Origin of the sequence: Caballeronia sp. LZ028, from assembly GCF_031451415.1 — a bacterium.
Lineage (GTDB): Bacteria > Pseudomonadota > Gammaproteobacteria > Burkholderiales > Burkholderiaceae > Caballeronia > Caballeronia zhejiangensis.
In genome coordinates, this window is the sequence record NZ_JARUXN010000004.1 from 1,270,940 (window position 1) to 1,288,796 (window position 17,857).

Genomic DNA, 17,857 nt, shown 5'->3' on the forward strand with positions numbered 1-17,857 from the left:
CTTTATCGAGGCGGATTGAACGGCTGCACGATCGCCTTGAAGACGGGCAGCGTTTCGCAGCGATCGCTATGGCCGATGAGCGTCGGCCAGCGCGTCGAGCTGAAAATTTCCGGATGCGCCTCGCGCGCGAAGCGCAGCGCGCAGGCCACGGCGATATCGGCGTGGCCGATTGCATCGCCGAACCAGTAAGGCGTCGCGCGCGCAGCGCGGTCCGCTTCCAGCGCATTCAACACACGCTCGACCTGCCCCGTGCAGCGATCGAGCCACGCCTGCGATTTCTCCTTGTGCAGCACGCGTTCGTAGACGAGCGCGACGGCCTTGTCGGCGAGACCGGTCGCGAGCGCGCAGACCTTCAGCGCCTGACGTCGCTCCGGCCCGCCCGATGGAATCAAAGCGCGCGCATCGCCCGCCTCTGCGTCGAGATAGTCGAGGATCATCGTGCTTTCGATGAGCGTATCGCCGGAATCGAGCACGAGCGTCGGCACGCGGCACAGCGGGTTGTACGGCGCGATCTTGTCGGCGTCGCCGAACACCGACCACGGGCGATGCTCGAACGCCATGTCGTAGAGCTTCAGCGCGATGCCGACGCGCCGCACGAACGGGGAATCGTATTGGCCGATGAGAATCAAGATGCGCTCCGCGTGGTGGTGATGACGTGGACGGCCAGTTTAAGCGCGCGCGGGCCTCGGAAACAACGGCCACGCGAGCGACGCGCACACGCCCGCCCCGAGCCAGACCATCGGCCAGGAACCGATCGCGAGCACGTGCGGAATGGCGAGCGGCGTCACGAAAAAGCCGACGAAGACCGCCGTGTTCGCCATGCCGAGCGCGGTGCCCGCGCGTTCGGTGCCCGCGAGCGTCGCCAGTTCCGTGTACGCGACGCCGTGCCATGCCGACACGCAGACGCCCGCGAGAATCAGCATCGCCGCGAGCAAAACGGGCCAATGGACCGCGCCGAGCGCCGTCGCGATACCGAGCACGACGAACGACGCGCACGCGACGATCGTCGATACGCGCAGGTACGTGCGGCGGTTGCGGTGCCGGTCGGTGTGGCGGCCGCTCCAGACGCGCATCGCGATCGCACCGATCTGGAGCGTGGCCATCGTCGCGCTGATCGCGGTCAGGCCGAAGTGCGCGGCGTCGTGCATGAAGATCGTCGCGAAACTCAGCACCGCGAACTGCGGCACGCACAAGATGCCGATGCCCAGCACGACGCGCCAGACCAGCGCGTTTTTCAGCGGCGCGGCGCCTGCGCTCCGAATCGCCCGATGAACGGCTTCAGCCGGCTCGTGAAGCCAGCGCCAGGCGAAAATGCCGGACAGCGCGCACATCGCGGCCAGCGCGCCGAATACCGCCCCGAAACCATGCGACGACGCGAGCCACGGCAGCAACGCCGCGCCGATGCCGCCGCCGAGCGGCACAGCCGTCTGGCGAATGCTCATCGCGAGGCCGCGCTCGCCTTCGCCGAACCACGCCATCACCGCGCGTCCGCTCGACCCGTTGACGCGGCCGCCGAGCAGGCCCAGCGCGCACATCGCGAAGACGAGCCAGCCGAAGCTCGCCGTCGCGGGCGTCGCGAACAAAGTCATCGCGACGAGCACCGCGGCCGTCGAAAAAAGACCGGTCAGCAGGACGGGACGGTCGCCCCACTTGTCGGTGAGAACGCCCCACGGCAATTCGGACAGCGCGACGCCCAAGCCTAGGGCGCCCAGCACGACGCCCAGTTGCCCGTTGCTCAGATGGTAGGCGCCGCGCACCCAGACGGCGGTCGTCGGAAAGCCCGTCGCCGCCGCCGACACGCTCGCGTTCGCCGCGACGCCCACGCCGAGCACTTTCCAGCGGTGTCCATCGCCGAGTGCGGTTTTGGGGTTCAAAGCGAGAGAAATGGCCATGTCGCAGTCCATCGAAAAGTTGACTGGGGCCAGTTTGAACGCTTAACATCATCCTGAAAATCGCAAAGTTTGCGACGGACCGTTCATCAAATCGGGACTGTCATCATGAGCCAGACAACCTTCGACCTCGCGGTGTTGCGCAGCTTCGTCGCGGGCGTGGACCTCGGGAGTTTCGCGAAAGCAGCCGATCGCGTCGGGCGTTCGACGTCCGCCGTCAGCGCCCAGATTCACAAGCTGGAAGAACAGGCGGGCACACCGCTGTTTCGCAAATCGGGACGCGGGCTCGCACTCACCGATGCCGGCGAGGTCATGCTCAACTACGCGCGGCGGCTCGTCGAGCTGAACGACGAAGCCGCGGTCGCGGTTCGCGGCGTCGATCTGGAAGGCTGGATCCGGCTCGGTCTGCAGGAAGATTTCGGCGAAGTCGTGCTGCCCGATGTGCTCGGACGCTTCGCGCGAGCGCACCCGAAAGTGCGGATCGAAGCGCGCGTCGCGCGGAATACGGAACTGCTGGAGCGCATCGGCGGCGCGCAGCTCGATCTCGCGCTCGTGTGGGGCGCGGCGGGCGTGCCGGATGAAAGTCAGGCGTCGAATCTGCCCGAGCCGATCGCCGCGCCGCCGATGCGCTGGATCGCGTCATCGACCGTTCCCTGGCATTTCGACGCCGACGAGCCCTTGCCGCTCATCGTTTTCGATCGGCCGTGTCTCTTCCACAGCGCGGCGGCGGCGGCGCTCGACCGTGCGGGCATCAAATGGCGTGTGGCGTTCACGAGCCCGAGCCTGTCCGGACTGTGGGCGGCGGCAGCGGCGGGACTCGGCGTGACGGTGCGAACGAGCTACGGCCTGCCGTCGACCGTTCGTCCGCTCGATGGCGGCGAAGGCGGTTTGCCCGCGCTGCCGTCGATTCCGCTCGCGCTGCATCGCGCGTCGGGAAAGGGCTCGCCGCTCGTCGAGCGGCTGGCGTCGCTCGTGGTGGAATCGGTGCGGGAAGCGCACGTTTCCGCGGAAACGGCGCTTGCCTAGACGTTCAGGCGTCGCGGCGCTTGTCGCGCTCGATCACGGCATACGCACTGTGATTGTGGATCGACTCGAAGTTCTCGGCTTCGAGCGTATAGGCGACGATGCGCGCGTCGGCGTTCAGGCGCGTCGCGACATCGCGCACGAGGTCCTCGACGAACTTCGGATTTTCATACGCGCGCTCGGTGACGAACTTCTCGTCCGGACGCTTCAGCAAGCCCCACAGTTCGCACGACGCCTCTTCCTCGGCGATGCGGATCAGTTCCTCGACCGGCATCTCGTCGGCCAATTCCGCCGCGATCGTGACGTGCGAGCGCTGGTTGTGCGCGCCGTACTGCGAGATTTTCTTCGAGCACGGGCACAGGCTCGTCACCGGCACGAGCACTTTGATCGACATGCGCGTGTCGCCGTCACGCCGCTCGGCGATAAACGTCACTTCGTAGTCCAGCAAGCTCTTCACGCCCGAGACCGGCGCGGTCTTCATGACGAAGTACGGCATCGTCACTTCGATACGGCCGGAGTGCGCTTCGAGCTTCGCCAGCATCAGCGAGAGCAATCCGCGCAGCGCGTGCTGATCGACCGGCAGCCGGTTCTCTTCCAGCAACGCGACGAAACGCGACATGTGCGTGCCCTTCTGTTCCGCGGGCAGATGCACGTCGAGGTTCCATACGCCGACGGTCGGCTTCAGCCCGTCTTCCGTCAGCACCGTCAGCGGATAGCGCACGCCCTTGACGCCGACGCGCTGAATCGCGATCTGACGCGTGTCGGGCGTGCTCTGGACGTCGGGCATCACGAAGGCGGGATTCATCTGATTCATTTGTTTTGTCCTTATGCGCCGCGCGTCGCGCAAGACGCGAGCGGGTCGATACGTTCAAGCGCACACGGCGCGGGACGATGCCCGCGCCGTGTGCCAAAGCGTTGATGCACGGCGCACCCCGAGCGCGCCGTTCGAGCGAAGCGTCGTCAGGCGACGCGCTTCGTCAGCTTCCCTGCGTTGGCGCTTTCGATTGCGTCGATAAAGCGCTCGCGAATCGACTTGGCGATGCCAGCCGCGTCCAGTCCGACGCTCGACAGCAGCTTGGCCGGATCGCCGTGATCGATGAACACGTCCGGCAAGCCGAGTTGCAGCACGGGCTTCACGATGGAGCTTGCAAGCAGCGCTTCGACGCACGCGGAACCCGCGCCGCCCATGATCGTGCCTTCTTCGATCGTGACGATCGCGTCGTGCGTGGCGGCGAGTTCGCGCAGCAGATCGGCGTCGACCGGTTTCACGAAGCGCATGTTGGCGACGGTCAAATCCAGTTCCTCGGCGGCGGCGAGCGACGGCGCGACCATCGTGCCGAACGCGCAAATCGCGATGCGCTTGCCCGAGCCCAGCTTTTGCGACGACTCGCGGCGAATCTCGCCCTTGCCGACCGGAATCGCGGTCATCTGCTTGACCGTCGCCACGCCGGTGCCCGCGCCGCGCGGATAGCGCACGGCCGTCGGGTTCGGCTGCTGCAGCGCCGTGTAGAGCATCTGGCGGCACTCGTTTTCGTCCGACGCGGCCATCACCGTCATGTTCGGGATGCAGCGCAGGAACGCGAGATCGTAGTTGCCCGCGTGCGTCGCGCCGTCCGCGCCGACGAGGCCCGCGCGATCGATCGCGAACACGACTGGCAGATTCTGCAGCGCGACGTCGTGGATCAGTTGGTCATACGCGCGTTGCAGGAAGGTCGAATAGATGGCGACGACCGGCTTCATGCCGTCCGCGGCCAGGCCGCCCGCGAAGGTCACCGCGTGCTGTTCGGCGATGCCGACATCGAAATAGCGGTCCGGGAAGCGCTTCTCGAACTCGACCATGCCGGAGCCTTCGCGCATCGCCGGCGTGATGCCGACCACGCGCGAGTCTTGCGCTGCGGCGTCGCACAGCCATTCGCCGAACACCTGCGTGTAAGTCTTCTTCGATGGCGCCGTCGACGGCTTGATGCCTTCAGCCGGATTGAACTTGCCCGGACCGTGATACAGCACCGGATCGGCTTCCGCGAGCTTGTAGCCCTGGCCTTTCTTCGTGACGACGTGCAGGAATTGCGGGCCGCGCAGTTCCTTGATGTTCTGCAGCGTCGGGATCAGCGAATCGAGATCGTGACCGTCGATCGGGCCGATGTAGTTGAAGCCGAACTCCTCGAATAGCGTGGCCGGGACGATCATGCCCTTCGCGTGCTCTTCGAGCTTGCGCGCGAGATCGAGCACGGGCGGCGCATGGCGCAGCACGCGTTCGACGCCCGCGCGCGCGGCGGCGTAGAAACGGCCCGACATCAGACGCGCGAGATGGCGATTCAACGCGCCGACCGGCGGCGAAATCGACATGTCGTTGTCGTTGAGGATGACGAGCAGCGGCACGTCGTCGGCGACGCCCGCGTTGTTCATCGCTTCGAAGGCCATGCCCGCGGTCATCGCGCCGTCGCCGATCACGGCGATCGAGAAGCGGTTGTCGCCCTGCAGCTTGTTGGCGATCGCCATGCCGAGCGCAGCCGAAATCGACGTGCTCGAATGCGCGGTGCCGAAGGTGTCGTATTCGGATTCGGCGCGGCGCGGGAAACCGGAGATGCCGCCGAGCTGGCGCAGCCCCGGCATCTGATCGCGGCGGCCGGTCAGGATCTTGTGCGGATACGTCTGATGACCGACGTCCCAGACGATGCGGTCATTAGGCGTATCGAACACATAGTGCAACGCGATGGTCAGCTCCACCGTGCCCAGATTGGACGACAGATGGCCGCCCGTCTGGGACACGCTATCGAGCACGTAGGCTCGCAGCTCGTCGGCCAGCGGTTGCAATTGGCGGCGATCGAGGGCGCGGAGATCGGCCGGATCGTCGATGGTTTTCAGCAAGTCGTACATCGTCGTCCCATTTTAGGAAAACTGGCGTGATTCGTTCGGTGCGATTGTTTCTTTCTTCGCACCGTGGGGTTCGTCACGCGTTCAACAATCAATTCACCCGGTTCACGACCAGGTCGGCAAGCTCGGCGAGACGCTGGCCGCGCGCGCCGAACGGCTCGATCGCGGCGTGCGCGTCGCGGCCCAGTTGCGCAGCGAGTTCGCGCGACGCATCGAGCCCGATGATCGATACGTAAGTGGGCTTGTCGTGCTGCGCGTCCTTGCCGGCGGTCTTGCCGAGCGTGGCGGAATCGGCGGTGACGTCCAGGATGTCGTCGACGACCTGGAATGCGAGACCGATCGCTGCCGCATACCGATCCAGCGACGTCAGCGCTTCCGCGCCGGGATGCGTGCCCGCGAGCGCGCCCATGCGGACCGATGCGCGCAGCAGCGCACCTGTTTTCTTGCGATGCATCGTCTCGAGCTCGGGGCGCGACAGCTTGCGGCCGACGCTTTCCAGGTCGATCGCCTGACCGCCCGCCATCCCGAGCGAGCCGCTCGCGACCGCCAGCTCGCGCACGAGCGCGGCTTGCTGGGCATCGCACAAACCGTTGCCTTCCGCCGTCAATGCGACGAACGCCTGCGATTGCAGCGCGTCACCGACGAGCAGTGCCGTCGCTTCGTCATATTGGATGTGTACGGTAGGCTTGCCGCGACGCAACGCGTCGTCATCCATGGCGGGCATATCGTCATGCACCAGCGAATAGACGTGGATCATCTCGAGTGCCGCGCTCGCCGCTTCGACGGCCTGCGCGCTCGCGCCGGTCAGCTCGCCCGCCGCGTGGACGAGCAGGGGCCGCACGCGCTTGCCGCCGCCCAGCACCGCGTAGCGCATGGCTTCGTGCAGGCGCGCCGGCGCGACGTCCGTGCCCGGAAGATAGTGTTCCAGCGCCGTCTCGACGCGATCGAGCGTCGCGCGCATCCATTGTTCGAAGGTCATAGGTCGTCGTCCCCGTCGTCGTTCGTCGCTCCGGCACCCTGCGTGGCGCGCTGCACCTCGGCGGGCAACGGTTTGAGCGTCTCGCCATCGAGAACGCGTACCTGCTGCTCAACTTTTTCGAGTTGCTGTTGGCAAAAGCCGACAAGCGCTGCGCCGCGGCGGTATGCCGCAAGCGATTCCTCGAGGCTCAGCGCGCCCTCTTCCATGCGCGCGACGAGCGATTCGAGTTCTGCCAGCGCCGCCTCGTAATTCTCGGGAAGCGGGGCGGCGTCCGCGCTCTGTGCGCTTGCGCCGGTTTGCTCGCCTGTTTCCTGGACAGCGGTCTTCGCCATGAATCGTGGATGTGCAATTGAATTTTTGGAACCAAGTCGCACATTCTACGGCAAAAGCCAAATTTTCGACCCGCATCCCGTCCACGCGGGACCGTCGAGATTGCTTTGCCGGATTCTCCGCCAATCGGGAAGGAACGTGCGATTCAAGCGCGCGGGCGCAACGATTGCGAGGAACTCTCGCGACAATTTATACCCAAATCAAGACCTTAAGCACCCCAAGGATGCGGATTTCGGTATAATCGCGGGCTCCCTAAATCGAATCTTCGATGGTTGGGTTGTTCACTGCTTTCACGTCTTAACGGGAGTGGGAATGTCCAATCTGAGCAATGCATTGCAGCTGAACGCCATTCACAGTCAGCTGCCAGTCACGGCTTACTTTGACGAAGCGCTTCTTACGCGCGAACTCGACACACTTTTCAAGCAAGGTCCACGCTACGTCGGGCACGAACTCATGGTTCCCGAAGCGGGCAACTATTTCGCGCTTCCGGGCGAAGGCGAAGGGCGCGTGCTCGTCCGCAATCAGCAGAACAATATCGAACTGCTGTCCAACGTGTGCCGCCATCGCCAGGCGATCATGCTCAATGGCCGCGGCAGCGCGGACAACATCGTCTGCCCGCTGCATCGCTGGACCTACGATCTCAACGGTCAACTGCTCGGCGCGCCGCATTTCGCGGACAAGCCTTGCCTGAACCTCGGCAAGACTTCGCTGCAGAACTGGCAAGGCCTGCTCTTCGAATCGGAGGGCCGCAACGTCGCCGCGGATCTCGCGCGGCTTGGCACCGCAAAGCACTTCGATTTTTCGGGCTTCATGTTCGATCACGTCGAAGTGCACGAGTGCAATTACAACTGGAAGACGTTCATCGAAGTCTATCTCGAGGACTATCACGTCGCGCCGTTCCATCCGGGACTCGGCAGCTTCGTGTCGTGCGACAACCTCGAGTGGGAATTCGGCGACTGGTACAGCGTCCAGACCGTGGGCGTCCACAAGAACTTGGAAAAGCCGGGCAGCCCGACGTATCGCAAGTGGCACGACGAAGTCCTGCGCTTTCGCAACGGCGCGCCGCCCGAGTTCGGTGCGATCTGGATGGTGTATTACCCCGGTCTGATGATCGAGTGGTATCCCCATGTGCTGGTCGTGTCGTGGCTGATTCCACAAGGCACGCAGAAGACGACGAACATCGTCGAGTTCTATTACCCCGAGGAAATCGCACTTTTTGAGCGTGAGTTCATCGAGGCCGAGCGCGCTGCGTATATGGAAACCGCGCGTGAGGACGACGAAATCGGCGAGCGCATGGACGCGGGCCGGCGCGCGCTGATGTCGCGCGGCGAGAATCAGGTCGGGCCGTATCAGAGCCCGATGGAATCCGGCATGCAGCACTTCCACGAGTTCTTGCGGCATCAGCTCGGCGCGATCTGATATAGGCCGTTCGGCCAGAGTTACGAAAAGGCGGGCTTTCAGGCCCGCCTTTTTGTTTAGACTAACGGTTCAAGTCTCGCACATGAGCGACGCACAGGAGCCGTCATGCCGCACACCCACTACACCACGCTCATCTCGGCGGCGAATCTCGCCGAACGGCTCGCCGCCGCGCCCGGCAGCATGCTCGTCTTCGATTGCCGCTTCGATCTGGCCGCGCCCGAATCCGGCGAAGCGGCCTATGCGCAAGGGCATATTCCCGGCGCGCACTATCTTCATCTGGATCGAGATCTGTCCGGCGTCAAGACGGGCACGAACGGGCGTCATCCGCTGCCGGAGCGCGCCGCGCTCGTCGCCAAACTGGCCAGCTTCGGCCTGAACGAGGGCCAGCAAGTAGTCGCGTACGATGCCCACGGCGGCATGTACGCCGCGCGTCTCTGGTGGCTGCTGCGCTGGCTCGGGCACGATTCCGTCGCGTTGCTCGACGGCGGCCTGCAGGCCTGGGAAGCCGCGGGCAATCCGCTCGATACCGCCGTGCCGCCGAAGACGCAGGGCACGTTCAAGGCCGGCGCGCCGCTTCAGGTGACGATCGACGCCCCGGCGATCGAGCGCAGCATCGGCACGCGCGATCATCTGCTGATCGATGCGCGCGCCGCCGATCGTTACCGCGGCGAGAATGAGACGATCGATCCCGTCGGCGGGCACATTCCCGGCGCGCTGAATCACTTTTTCAAGAACAATCTGACGGCGGAAGGCCGCTTCAAGACCGCGCACGAACTGCGCGAGGCGTTCGGTTCGCTCGTCGGCACGACGCCGGCGGACCGCGTCGTCCTGCAATGCGGCTCGGGCGTGACGGCATGCCATAACGCGCTCGCGATGGAGATCGCCGGCCTGCACGGCGCGGCGCTCTATCCCGGCTCGTGGAGCGAGTGGAGCGCCGATCCGGGCCGGCCCGTCGCGACCGGCCCGAATCCGTGAACGCCGTTATTTGACGCCGTGCTCGCGGAACCACGCGAGCGCGCGCTTCCATCCGTCCTCGGCGTCGGCTTTGCGATAGCTCGGCCGATAATCCGCGAAGAACGCATGCGGCGCGTCGTCGTACACGACGAACTGCGAGTCTTTCGCGGGCGGCGGGTCGTTCGCGAGCGCCTGTTTCATCTGCTCGATCGTATCCTGCGGGATGCTCTGATCCTGCCGGCCATATAGGCCGAGCACAGGCACTTTGAGCTGGCTCGCGAGGTCGATCGGATTGGCCGGCGTGTTCTCGGTCTTGTTGCCGACGAGCCGTCCGTACCACGCCACGGCCGCCTTCACATTGGGATTGTGCTCGGCATAGAGCCAGGTGATGCGCCCGCCCCAGCAAAACCCGGTAATGCCGACGCGCTTCGGATCGCCGCCATGCTCGCCCGCCCATTTGACCGTCTGATCGATGTCGGAGATCACTTGTGCATCGGGCACTTTCGACACGAGTTGTTCGTTGAGCTGCTGCATCGACTTGTAGGCCGATGCATCGCCCTGACGCGTGTAGAGATCCGGCGCGATGGCGAGATAACCCTGCTTGGCGAAGCGCCGGCAGACGTCGGCGATATGCTCGTGCACGCCGAAAATCTCGTGAATCACGATGATGACCGGCAAATGCGTCTTGCCTTTGGGCTGCGCGCGGTACGCCGGCACGAGCGTGCCATCCGCGCCGCGTATGCCGATGGCGCCGGCTTCCAGCCCATCGTTGTCGGTGTGAACGGTTTGCGCGGACACCGGCAGCACGGCGGCCGCGAAGCCGGTGCCGAAGGTCGCCTTGATGAAATTGCGTCGGTTGAACGGGACATGCGGAATGAGGCTGTCGACTTCAGGGTCTAGCATACGAAGCTCCCGCGGCAATGCCGTCGCGGCGCGTACTCGATCGCGCGACGGCGAGGATCGTTGAAATCCGCGCGACGCGATCAAGGCGTCACGACGCGCGGCGCTGCACGACGATGAACGCGCGTTATGCATTAAGCGCGCCGCTCATTCTAAACAGCTTTAAACGAACGGCGCAGCGGATCTATTCCGTCAGTGCAGCTTGACACGCGGGGCGGTGGAACGGCGCAGCCAGTGCGCGACAGTATCGAGCACCATGCGCGCATAGCCGTGCAGCGCGGCCACATGCAGGCGATACAGCGACATGTACATGAAGCGCGCGAAGAGGCCTTCGATCAGCATGTTGCCGCCGATCAACCCGCCCATCAGATTGCCGACCGCGCTGTAATGGCCGAGCGACACCAGCGAGCCGAAATCGCGATACGTGTACTCGGGCAACGGCTTGCCCTGCAACATCCGCTCGAACGACTTGAAAAGGAAGCTCGCCTGCTGATGCGCGGCCTGCGCGCGCGGCGGAACGTTGCGCTCGTTGCCGGGCCACGGACACGCGGCGCAATCGCCGAGCGCGAAGACGTTCTCGTCGGTTTCGGTTTGCAGCGTGCGGCGCACGACGAGCTGGCCGAGACGATTGGTCGGAAGTCCGTCGAGATTGTTGAGAATCGCGGGCGCCTTGATGCCCGCCGCCCAGACTGTGAGATCCGCGCGAATCGTCTTGCCGCTCGCCGTGCGGATCGTGTCGCGCGAGACCTGCGCGACGGTTTCGCCCGTCATCAGCTTTACGCCGAGCTTCATCAGCAGTTCCGCCGTCGCGCTGGACACGCGTTCCTGCAATGCGGGCAGAATGCGTGGCCCGGCCTCGATCAGCACGATGCCGATATCGTGCTTCGGATCGAGCTTGTGCAAGCCGTATGCGGAAAGCACTTGCGCGGTATTGCGCAATTCCGCCGACAATTCGACGCCCGTCGCGCCCGCGCCGACGATCGCCACCTGAATGCGCGGCACGGGATCGACGCCGGGCTCTTCGTCGACTTCGTCCACGCCCGCCGCGACGGGTTCCGGTGCGAAATGCTCCGCGCGCATGCAGGCCGCGATCAGGCGCTTGCGGAAGAGCTCCGCCTGACCGACGGTATCGAGCGCGATCGAATTCTGCTGCGCGCCTTCGACGCCGAAGAAATGCGTCGTGCTGCCGATCGCGATGACGAGCGTGTCGTACTCCAACTCGCGCTCGGGCAGCAGTTCGCCGGCTTCTTCATCGCGCAACGCGCCGATCGTGATGCGCTTCGCCGCCCGATTCAGTCCGACGAGTTCGCCCTGCTGAAACTCGAAGCCGTGCCACAGGGCTTGTGCCGCGTATTCGAGTTCCTGCGTGAAGGGATCCATGCTGCCCGCCGCGACTTCATGCAGGAGCGGTTTCCAAATATGCGTCGGGTTGCGGTCGACGAGCGTGACTTGCGCTTTCGGCGGCGTTTTGGAATCCGTCGAGCCGAAACGGTCGCCGAGACGAGTTGCGAGTTCGAGGCCGCCTGCGCCTCCGCCGATGATGATGAAGCGATGCATGGAACTCTCCCTGTGCTTTTATATTCGATCGGCCTTCGTGCTTATCTTCCTCGATTGAAACATTGTGCGGAGCTTCGGTGACAGTCACAAGCGAGTCACCAACATGTCGGACATATGCGACATCCGCGCATATGTCCTTGCACCGGGAATTTCAGTGCGCTTCTTCCCAGTTGGTGCCGACGCCCACTTCCGCGACGAGCGGCACTTTCAGCTTCGCGACGCCGCACATCAGTTCAGGTAAGCGCTTCCTGACCTCGGGCAGCGCCTCTTCGGGCACTTCGAGCACGAGTTCGTCGTGCACCTGCATGATCATCTTCGCGCCGATGCCCGACGCTTCGAGCCAGTCCTGCACCGCGATCATCGAGAGCTTGATGAGATCGGCGGCGGTGCCCTGCATCGGCGCGTTGATCGCCGCGCGCTCCGCCGCCTGACGGCGCGGCCCGCTGCCGCCATTGATCTCGGGCAGCCACAGACGCCGGCCGAACACAGTTTCGACGAAGCCGTTCGCCTTCGCGATCACGCGCGTATTTTCCATGTACGCGGCAACGCCGGGATAACGCGCGAAATAGCGGTCGATATAAAGCTTCGCCGCATCGCGCGTGATGCCGAGATTCGACGCGAGCCCGAACGAGCTCATGCCATAGATCAGGCCGAAGTTGATGACCTTCGCGATGCGGCGCTGATCGTTGTCGACTTCGAGCGGCGTGACGCCGAACACTTCCGACGCCGTCGCGCGGTGCACGTCTTCGCCTTCCCTGAACGCGCGCATCAGCGATTCGTCGCCGGAAATGTGCGCCATGATGCGCAGCTCGATCTGCGAGTAATCCGCCGATACGATCTGGCAGCCCGGCGATGCGATGAACGCTTCGCGAATGCGCCGCCCTTCGCCCGTTCGCACCGGAATGTTCTGCAAGTTCGGCTCGTTCGACGACAAACGCCCCGTCACCGCGACGGCCTGCGCATAGTTCGTATGCACGCGTCCCGTCGATGCGTTGACCATGCGCGGCAGCTTGTCCGTGTAAGTGGACTTGAGCTTGGACAGCCCGCGATGCTCGAGCAGCACCTTCGGCAGCGGATAGTCTTCGGCGAGCTTCTGCAGCACTTCTTCATCGGTGGAAGGCGCGCCGCTCGGCGTTTTCTTCACGACCGGCAATTGCAGCTTCTCGAAGAAGATCTGGCCGATTTGCTTCGGCGAGCCGAGATTGAACTCGCCGCCCGCGAATTCGTACGCCTGCGCCTGCAAATCGATGAGCCGCTTCGCAATCTCGTTGCTCTGCGCTTCGAGCCGTTCGCGATCGATCAGGACTCCGTTTCGTTCCATCTTGCGCAGCACGCGCGAAGTCGGCATTTCGATGTCGCGATACACGCGCAACAAGCCTTCCTCCTGCGCCACTTGCGGATAGAGCGCCTGATGCAGACGCAACGTGATATCGGCGTCTTCGGCCGCATACGCGGAGGCTTTGTCGAGCGGCACTTCATCGAAGCCGATCTGCGATGCGCCCTTACCCGCGACGTCTTCGTACTTGATCGTCTTCACGCCGAGATGACGCAATGCGAGGTTGTCCATGTCGTGCGGACGATGCGATTCCAGCACGTACGATTGCAGCAGCGTGTCGTGCTCGACGCCGCGCATTTCGATGCCGTAATTGGCGAGCACCTGCTCGTCGTACTTCAGATGCTGGCCGACCTTTTTCTTCGATGCATCTTCGAGCCACGGCTTGAGTTTCGCGAGCACTTCGTCGCGCGGCAGTTGCTCGGGCGCGTCCGGCCCGCGATGCGCGACCGGAATGTACGCCGCATGCCCCGGCTCGACAGAGAACGACATGCCGACGATCTGCGCGGTCATCGGATCGAGCGACGTGGTTTCGCTATCGAACGATGTGAGCTCCGCTTCATTGATGCGCTCGAGCCACGCATCGAACTGCTCCCATGTCTGCACCGTCTCGTAGTGATGCACGATTTCGGTGACTTCGGCGGGCGGCGTATCGGTCGGGCCTTCGACGGCATCGGCGATTTCGACTTCGCGCAGCCACGTCTTGAAGCCGTGACGCAGGAACACGTCGCGCAGTTCGTCGCGCGACTCGGGACGCGATTGAAGCGTCGCATCGATCGATTCGATTTGCGATGTGAGGTCGCACTCCGTGTGCACGGTAACGAGCTTTCGCGCCATCGGCAGGAAGTCCAGAGCCTTGCGCAGATTGTCTCCTACCGCACCCTTGATCTCGTTCGCATGCTCTACGATGCCATCAAGGGTTTCGTATTGCGTGAGCCATTTGATCGCTGTCTTGGGACCGCATTTTTCGACCCCCGGCACGTTGTCGACGGTATCGCCGATGAGCGACAGATAGTCGACGATGCGCTCCGGTGGCACGCCGAACTTCGTGAGCACGCCGGCGCGGTCGAGCGTTTCGTTGGTCATCGTATTGATGAGGGTGACATGATCCGTCACGAGTTGAGCCAGATCCTTGTCGCCCGTCGACACGATCACCTTCATGCCGCGCTTTTCGGCTTCGACCGCGAGCGTGCCGATGACGTCGTCCGCCTCGACGCGCTCGATCATCACGAGCGGCCAGCCGAGCGCGCGCACGGCGACGTGGATCGGCTCGATCTGCTTCGCGAGGTCTTCGGGCATCGAAGGGCGGTTGGCCTTGTAGTCGGCGTACCAGTCGTCGCGGAAAGTCTTGCCTTTGGCATCAAATACGCACGCGCTATACTCTGCATTGATTTCGCGCCGCAAGCGCCGCAGCATGTTGATCATTCCATACAGAGCGCCGGTGGGCCCGCCGTCGGGGCCTCGCAAGTCCGGCATTGCATGGTAGGCCCGGTACAAGTAACTAGAACCGTCGACCAATAGCAGGGTCTTACCTTCAAGACTTAGTTCTTCAGGCATTATGAACAAGAGAAAAGTGATTCCGAGTCTGCGATCGCTCGCAGATCAAGAGCGCGCGACGGCCAAGAAGGCTCGCGCATCGTGGCAGATGTTCACGATTATGGCAGAGTTTATCGAGGCGACCGAGTACCTCTCGGAGATCCGCCCTGCCATCAGCATCTATGGTTCGGCGCGTCTGAAACCGGAGTCGCCGTACTATCAGCTCACGATCGAAATCGCGCAGAAATTCTCCGACGCGGGCTTCGCCGTCATATCCGGCGGCGGGCCGGGCATCATGGAAGCGGCGAATAAAGGCGCGCACGCGGGCAAGTCGCCTTCGGTCGGCTTGAACATCGAGTTGCCGCACGAGCAATCGGGCAATCAGTGGCAGGACATTTCGCTCCGCTTCCGTCACTTCTTCACGCGCAAGGTCACGTTCGTGAAGAACTCGGACGCGGTCGTGGTGATGCCGGGCGGCTTCGGTACGCTGGACGAGCTCGCGGAAGTGCTCACGCTCATCCAGACGAAGAAGTCACGTCACGTTCCGATCGTCCTCGTCGGCGCGGAGTTCTGGGCCGGCCTGCTCGACTGGTTCAAGAACACGTTGCTGACCAATGGCGTCATCAGCGAAAAGGATCTCGACCTGATGCAAGTCATCGACGATCCGGATCAGGTGCTCGAAGCCGTGTTGCGCTTCTATGAAGATCGCGAGGAATCGGTCGAACAGCCGGCTGAGAGCAAGTCGGATGAGGATCGGATGTTCTATCTTTAATCGAGACTCGATGCGAGCGGTTTCATGAACCGCTCGCATCGTCTCACGCAGAAGGCATCATTGAAACGCCACTTCCGCGAAGCTGCGCAACTTCCGCGAATGCAGCTTCGACAACCCATTCTCGCGCAGCAGTTCCATCGCCTTGACGCCGATTTGCAAGTGCTGATCCACCTGCGCGCGATAGAACTGATCCGCCATTCCCGGCAGCTTCAATTCACCGTGCAGCGGCTTATCGGACACGCATAGCAGCGTTCCGTACGGCACGCGGAATCTGAATCCATTGGCCGCAATCGTCGCACTCTCCATATCGAGCGCCACCGCGCGGCTTTGCGACAAACGCCGCACCGGCTCGCGATGATCGCGCAACTCCCAGTTGCGGTTATCGACGCTCGCGACGGTGCCCGTACGCATCACGCGCTTCAGTTCGACGCCTTCGAGCTGCGTCACCTGCGCCACCGCGCGCTCCAGCGCAACCTGCACTTCCGCGAGCGCAGGCACCGGCACCCAAAGCGGCAGATCGTCATCGAGAACGTGATCCTCGCGCACATAGCCGTGCGCCAGCACGTAATCGCCGAGACGCTGCGTATTGCGCAGCCCCGCGCAATGTCCGAGCATGATCCACGCATGTGGACGCAGCACCGCGATGTGATCCGTGATCGTCTTCGCGTTCGACGGCCCCACGCCGATGTTCACCATCGTGATGCCGCTGCCGTCCGCGCGTTTCAGGTGATACGCGGGCATCTGCGGCAGACGCGCGGGCTGCGCGCCTTCCTCCGGCTGCTCGCCGAGATTCGCGTTGTACGTGACGACATCGCCCGGTTCGACGAACGATGAATACGCGCTGCGATACGCGCGCGTTTCCTCGTCGTCGGCGCGCGACATCATCGTGCGGCCGAGCTTCACGAACTCGTCGATATAGAACTGGTAGTTCGTGTACAGCACGTAATTCTGGAAGTGCGTGGGCGACGTGGCCGTGTAATGCCTCAGCCGATGCAGCGAGAAATCGACGCGCGCGGCCGTGAAGAGCGCAAGCGGGTGCGGCTCGCCCGGCCCCGGCTCGTACGTGCCGTTGACGATCCGATCGTCGAGCAGCGCGAGGTCGGGCGTATCGAAGATATTGCGCATCGCGAGCAGCCGGTCGCGATCGAGATCGCCTTCGAGATGGATGCCTTCCGCGAACGCGAAGTGAATCGGAATGGGATGCGCCGACACACCGACTTCGAGCCCGACGTGATGGTTCTTCGTCAGCAGTCGCAATTGCTCGCGATAGTAATCGCCGAAAAGATCGGGACGCGTCAGCGTCGTTTCGTAGATGCCCGGCCCCGCCACGAAGCCATATGAGCGCCGCGAATCGATCTGCGAGTTGAGCTCGGTACGCACGCGCACGAACGGATAGCACGCGCGCACGCGATGCGTGAACTGCTCGTTGCGGCGATAGCGCGCGAATGCATCGCGCAGAAATGCGGTATTCGCTTCATAGATCGCCGACAGACGCGCGACCGCCGCAGCGGGATCTTCGAAGGATTCGGTCGGAAAATCGTTGGCAGGCGTGCCCTGCGTGCTTTGAGTCCGGTCGTTTGTCATGATCTTGTGTCTTTCTTCGATGCCCTCGTAATGAATCGACATTAACACGGAAGAATGTGCGGACCATGAAGTCCCTCCTCACGTGAGTGCGTGCGATCACACCTCGCAACACGTTTTTGACGTTCGAAGTCAAATTTCGCGAAAGCGGCGCAAAATAAGGCGTTGGCTGCGCGCGCGCCGCTCAGTCAGCAACCGTTTTGTTAGAATCCGGCCATCGCCTGGAGAACCATCATGAAGCCGCACCTTTGCGCCGCCGCCGCGGCAGTCCTCGCCGCAGCAAGCTTCGGCGCATTCGCGCAGCCGGCGCAGCAAGCCGCGAACGCAGAACCCCAACCGGCGGTGCAGAAAATGTCGCCGGAAGAAGCGGCGGGCCTGCCCGATCTGAAATCCATCAACCGTCCGCCCGCGAACGTCAGCTCGAAAGTCGAGATTTCGCCGCCGCGCACACCGAGCTATCACGAGCTGAGCACCAACGGCACCGAGATCACCGAATTCCGCGACAAGGGCAAGCCCGTCGAAATCGACGTGCGTTCCAATTTCGGCACGCGCTATCAGATGAGCGCGCCCGCCGACACGTCGCCGCAAGTGCGCGACAACGGCAAGGCCAGTACGCGCCTGCCGTCGATCAACCTGCATTACTGATCACTTAAAGATGGCTTCGGACCCGCTCTTTCCGGGCGGGTCGCGGCACCGTGGCTGCATGCCCG

Annotated in this window: 15 protein-coding genes; 5 read left to right on the forward strand and 10 right to left on the reverse strand. The window is 63.5% G+C overall.

Annotated elements, in window-relative coordinates; all coding sequences use genetic code 11:
- Positions 1 to 2: 2 nt before the first annotated feature.
- The gene (locus QCE58_RS28585) at positions 3 to 629 is read right to left on the reverse strand and encodes a glutathione S-transferase family protein (protein ID WP_175982501.1); all 627 of its coding nucleotides are present in this window, start codon (positions 627 to 629) and stop codon (positions 3 to 5) included.
- A 39-nt stretch (positions 630 to 668) separates the two neighbouring features.
- Positions 669 to 1,892 (reverse strand): MFS transporter, encoded by a 1,224-nt coding sequence (locus QCE58_RS28590; protein WP_309780511.1) that lies wholly within the window; start codon positions 1,890 to 1,892, stop codon positions 669 to 671.
- Between the two features lie 105 nt (positions 1,893 to 1,997).
- Between QCE58_RS28590 and QCE58_RS28595 the strand changes: the two genes are divergently transcribed.
- Entirely contained in the window at positions 1,998 to 2,915 is a 918-nt protein-coding gene (locus QCE58_RS28595; protein WP_175982503.1) for a LysR substrate-binding domain-containing protein, read from the forward strand.
- A gap of 4 nt (positions 2,916 to 2,919) precedes the next feature.
- On the opposite strand, the gene folE2 is transcribed toward QCE58_RS28595, so the two are convergent.
- The 4 genes from folE2 to QCE58_RS28615 all read right to left on the reverse strand — a co-directional run bounded on the left by folE2 (position 2,920) and on the right by QCE58_RS28615 (position 7,097).
- Positions 2,920 to 3,726, reverse strand: a complete 807-nt coding sequence (gene folE2 / locus QCE58_RS28600; RefSeq protein WP_175982504.1) for a GTP cyclohydrolase FolE2 — start codon at positions 3,724 to 3,726, stop codon at positions 2,920 to 2,922.
- A 146-nt stretch (positions 3,727 to 3,872) separates the two neighbouring features.
- Positions 3,873 to 5,789 carry a 1-deoxy-D-xylulose-5-phosphate synthase gene (gene dxs / locus QCE58_RS28605; protein ID WP_008353967.1) on the reverse strand — a complete coding sequence of 639 codons (1,917 nt, stop codon included), beginning with the start codon at positions 5,787 to 5,789 and terminating at the stop codon, positions 3,873 to 3,875.
- A gap of 88 nt (positions 5,790 to 5,877) precedes the next feature.
- Positions 5,878 to 6,765: a polyprenyl synthetase family protein gene (locus QCE58_RS28610; RefSeq protein ID WP_250521508.1), complete on the reverse strand. Its 888-nt coding sequence runs from the start codon at positions 6,763 to 6,765 to the stop codon at positions 5,878 to 5,880.
- Positions 6,762 to 7,097: an exodeoxyribonuclease VII small subunit gene (locus QCE58_RS28615; protein WP_008353969.1), complete on the reverse strand. Its 336-nt coding sequence runs from the start codon at positions 7,095 to 7,097 to the stop codon at positions 6,762 to 6,764. The genes QCE58_RS28610 and QCE58_RS28615 overlap by 4 nt, the downstream gene beginning before the upstream one ends.
- 310 nt (positions 7,098 to 7,407) lie before the next feature.
- On the opposite strand from QCE58_RS28615, the gene QCE58_RS28620 reads away from it, so the two are divergent.
- Complete coding sequence (locus tag QCE58_RS28620) at positions 7,408 to 8,514, forward strand: aromatic ring-hydroxylating dioxygenase subunit alpha (RefSeq protein WP_008353970.1); 1,107 nt, start codon at positions 7,408 to 7,410, stop codon at positions 8,512 to 8,514.
- Between the two features lie 105 nt (positions 8,515 to 8,619).
- Entirely contained in the window at positions 8,620 to 9,489 is an 870-nt protein-coding gene (locus QCE58_RS28625; protein WP_175982506.1) for a sulfurtransferase, read from the forward strand.
- 6 nt (positions 9,490 to 9,495) lie between these two features.
- Here QCE58_RS28625 and QCE58_RS28630 read toward each other — a convergent pair whose 3' ends face one another.
- The 3 genes from QCE58_RS28630 to polA form a co-directional block, all read right to left on the reverse strand.
- Positions 9,496 to 10,371, reverse strand: a complete 876-nt coding sequence (locus QCE58_RS28630; protein ID WP_250521507.1) for a dienelactone hydrolase family protein — start codon at positions 10,369 to 10,371, stop codon at positions 9,496 to 9,498.
- A 189-nt stretch (positions 10,372 to 10,560) separates the two neighbouring features.
- Positions 10,561 to 11,925, reverse strand: a complete 1,365-nt coding sequence (locus tag QCE58_RS28635) for an NAD(P)/FAD-dependent oxidoreductase (RefSeq protein WP_008353974.1) — start codon at positions 11,923 to 11,925, stop codon at positions 10,561 to 10,563.
- A gap of 151 nt (positions 11,926 to 12,076) precedes the next feature.
- Complete coding sequence (polA, locus tag QCE58_RS28640) at positions 12,077 to 14,815, reverse strand: DNA polymerase I (RefSeq protein ID WP_250440402.1); 2,739 nt, start codon at positions 14,813 to 14,815, stop codon at positions 12,077 to 12,079.
- Between the two features lies 1 nt (position 14,816).
- On the opposite strand from polA, the gene QCE58_RS28645 reads away from it, so the two are divergent.
- On the forward strand, positions 14,817 to 15,566 hold the full coding sequence (locus QCE58_RS28645; protein WP_008353977.1) for a TIGR00730 family Rossman fold protein: 750 nt from the start codon (positions 14,817 to 14,819) through the stop codon (positions 15,564 to 15,566).
- 57 nt (positions 15,567 to 15,623) lie between these two features.
- On the opposite strand, the gene QCE58_RS28650 is transcribed toward QCE58_RS28645, so the two are convergent.
- On the reverse strand, positions 15,624 to 17,150 hold the full coding sequence (locus QCE58_RS28650; RefSeq protein ID WP_008353978.1) for an AMP nucleosidase: 1,527 nt from the start codon (positions 17,148 to 17,150) through the stop codon (positions 15,624 to 15,626).
- Positions 17,151 to 17,381: 231 nt separating this feature from the next.
- Here QCE58_RS28650 and QCE58_RS28655 point away from each other — a divergent pair, with 231 nt between their 5' ends.
- Positions 17,382 to 17,792 (forward strand): hypothetical protein, encoded by a 411-nt coding sequence (locus tag QCE58_RS28655; RefSeq protein ID WP_008353979.1) that lies wholly within the window; start codon positions 17,382 to 17,384, stop codon positions 17,790 to 17,792.
- The last annotated feature ends 65 nt before the right edge of the window (positions 17,793 to 17,857 follow it).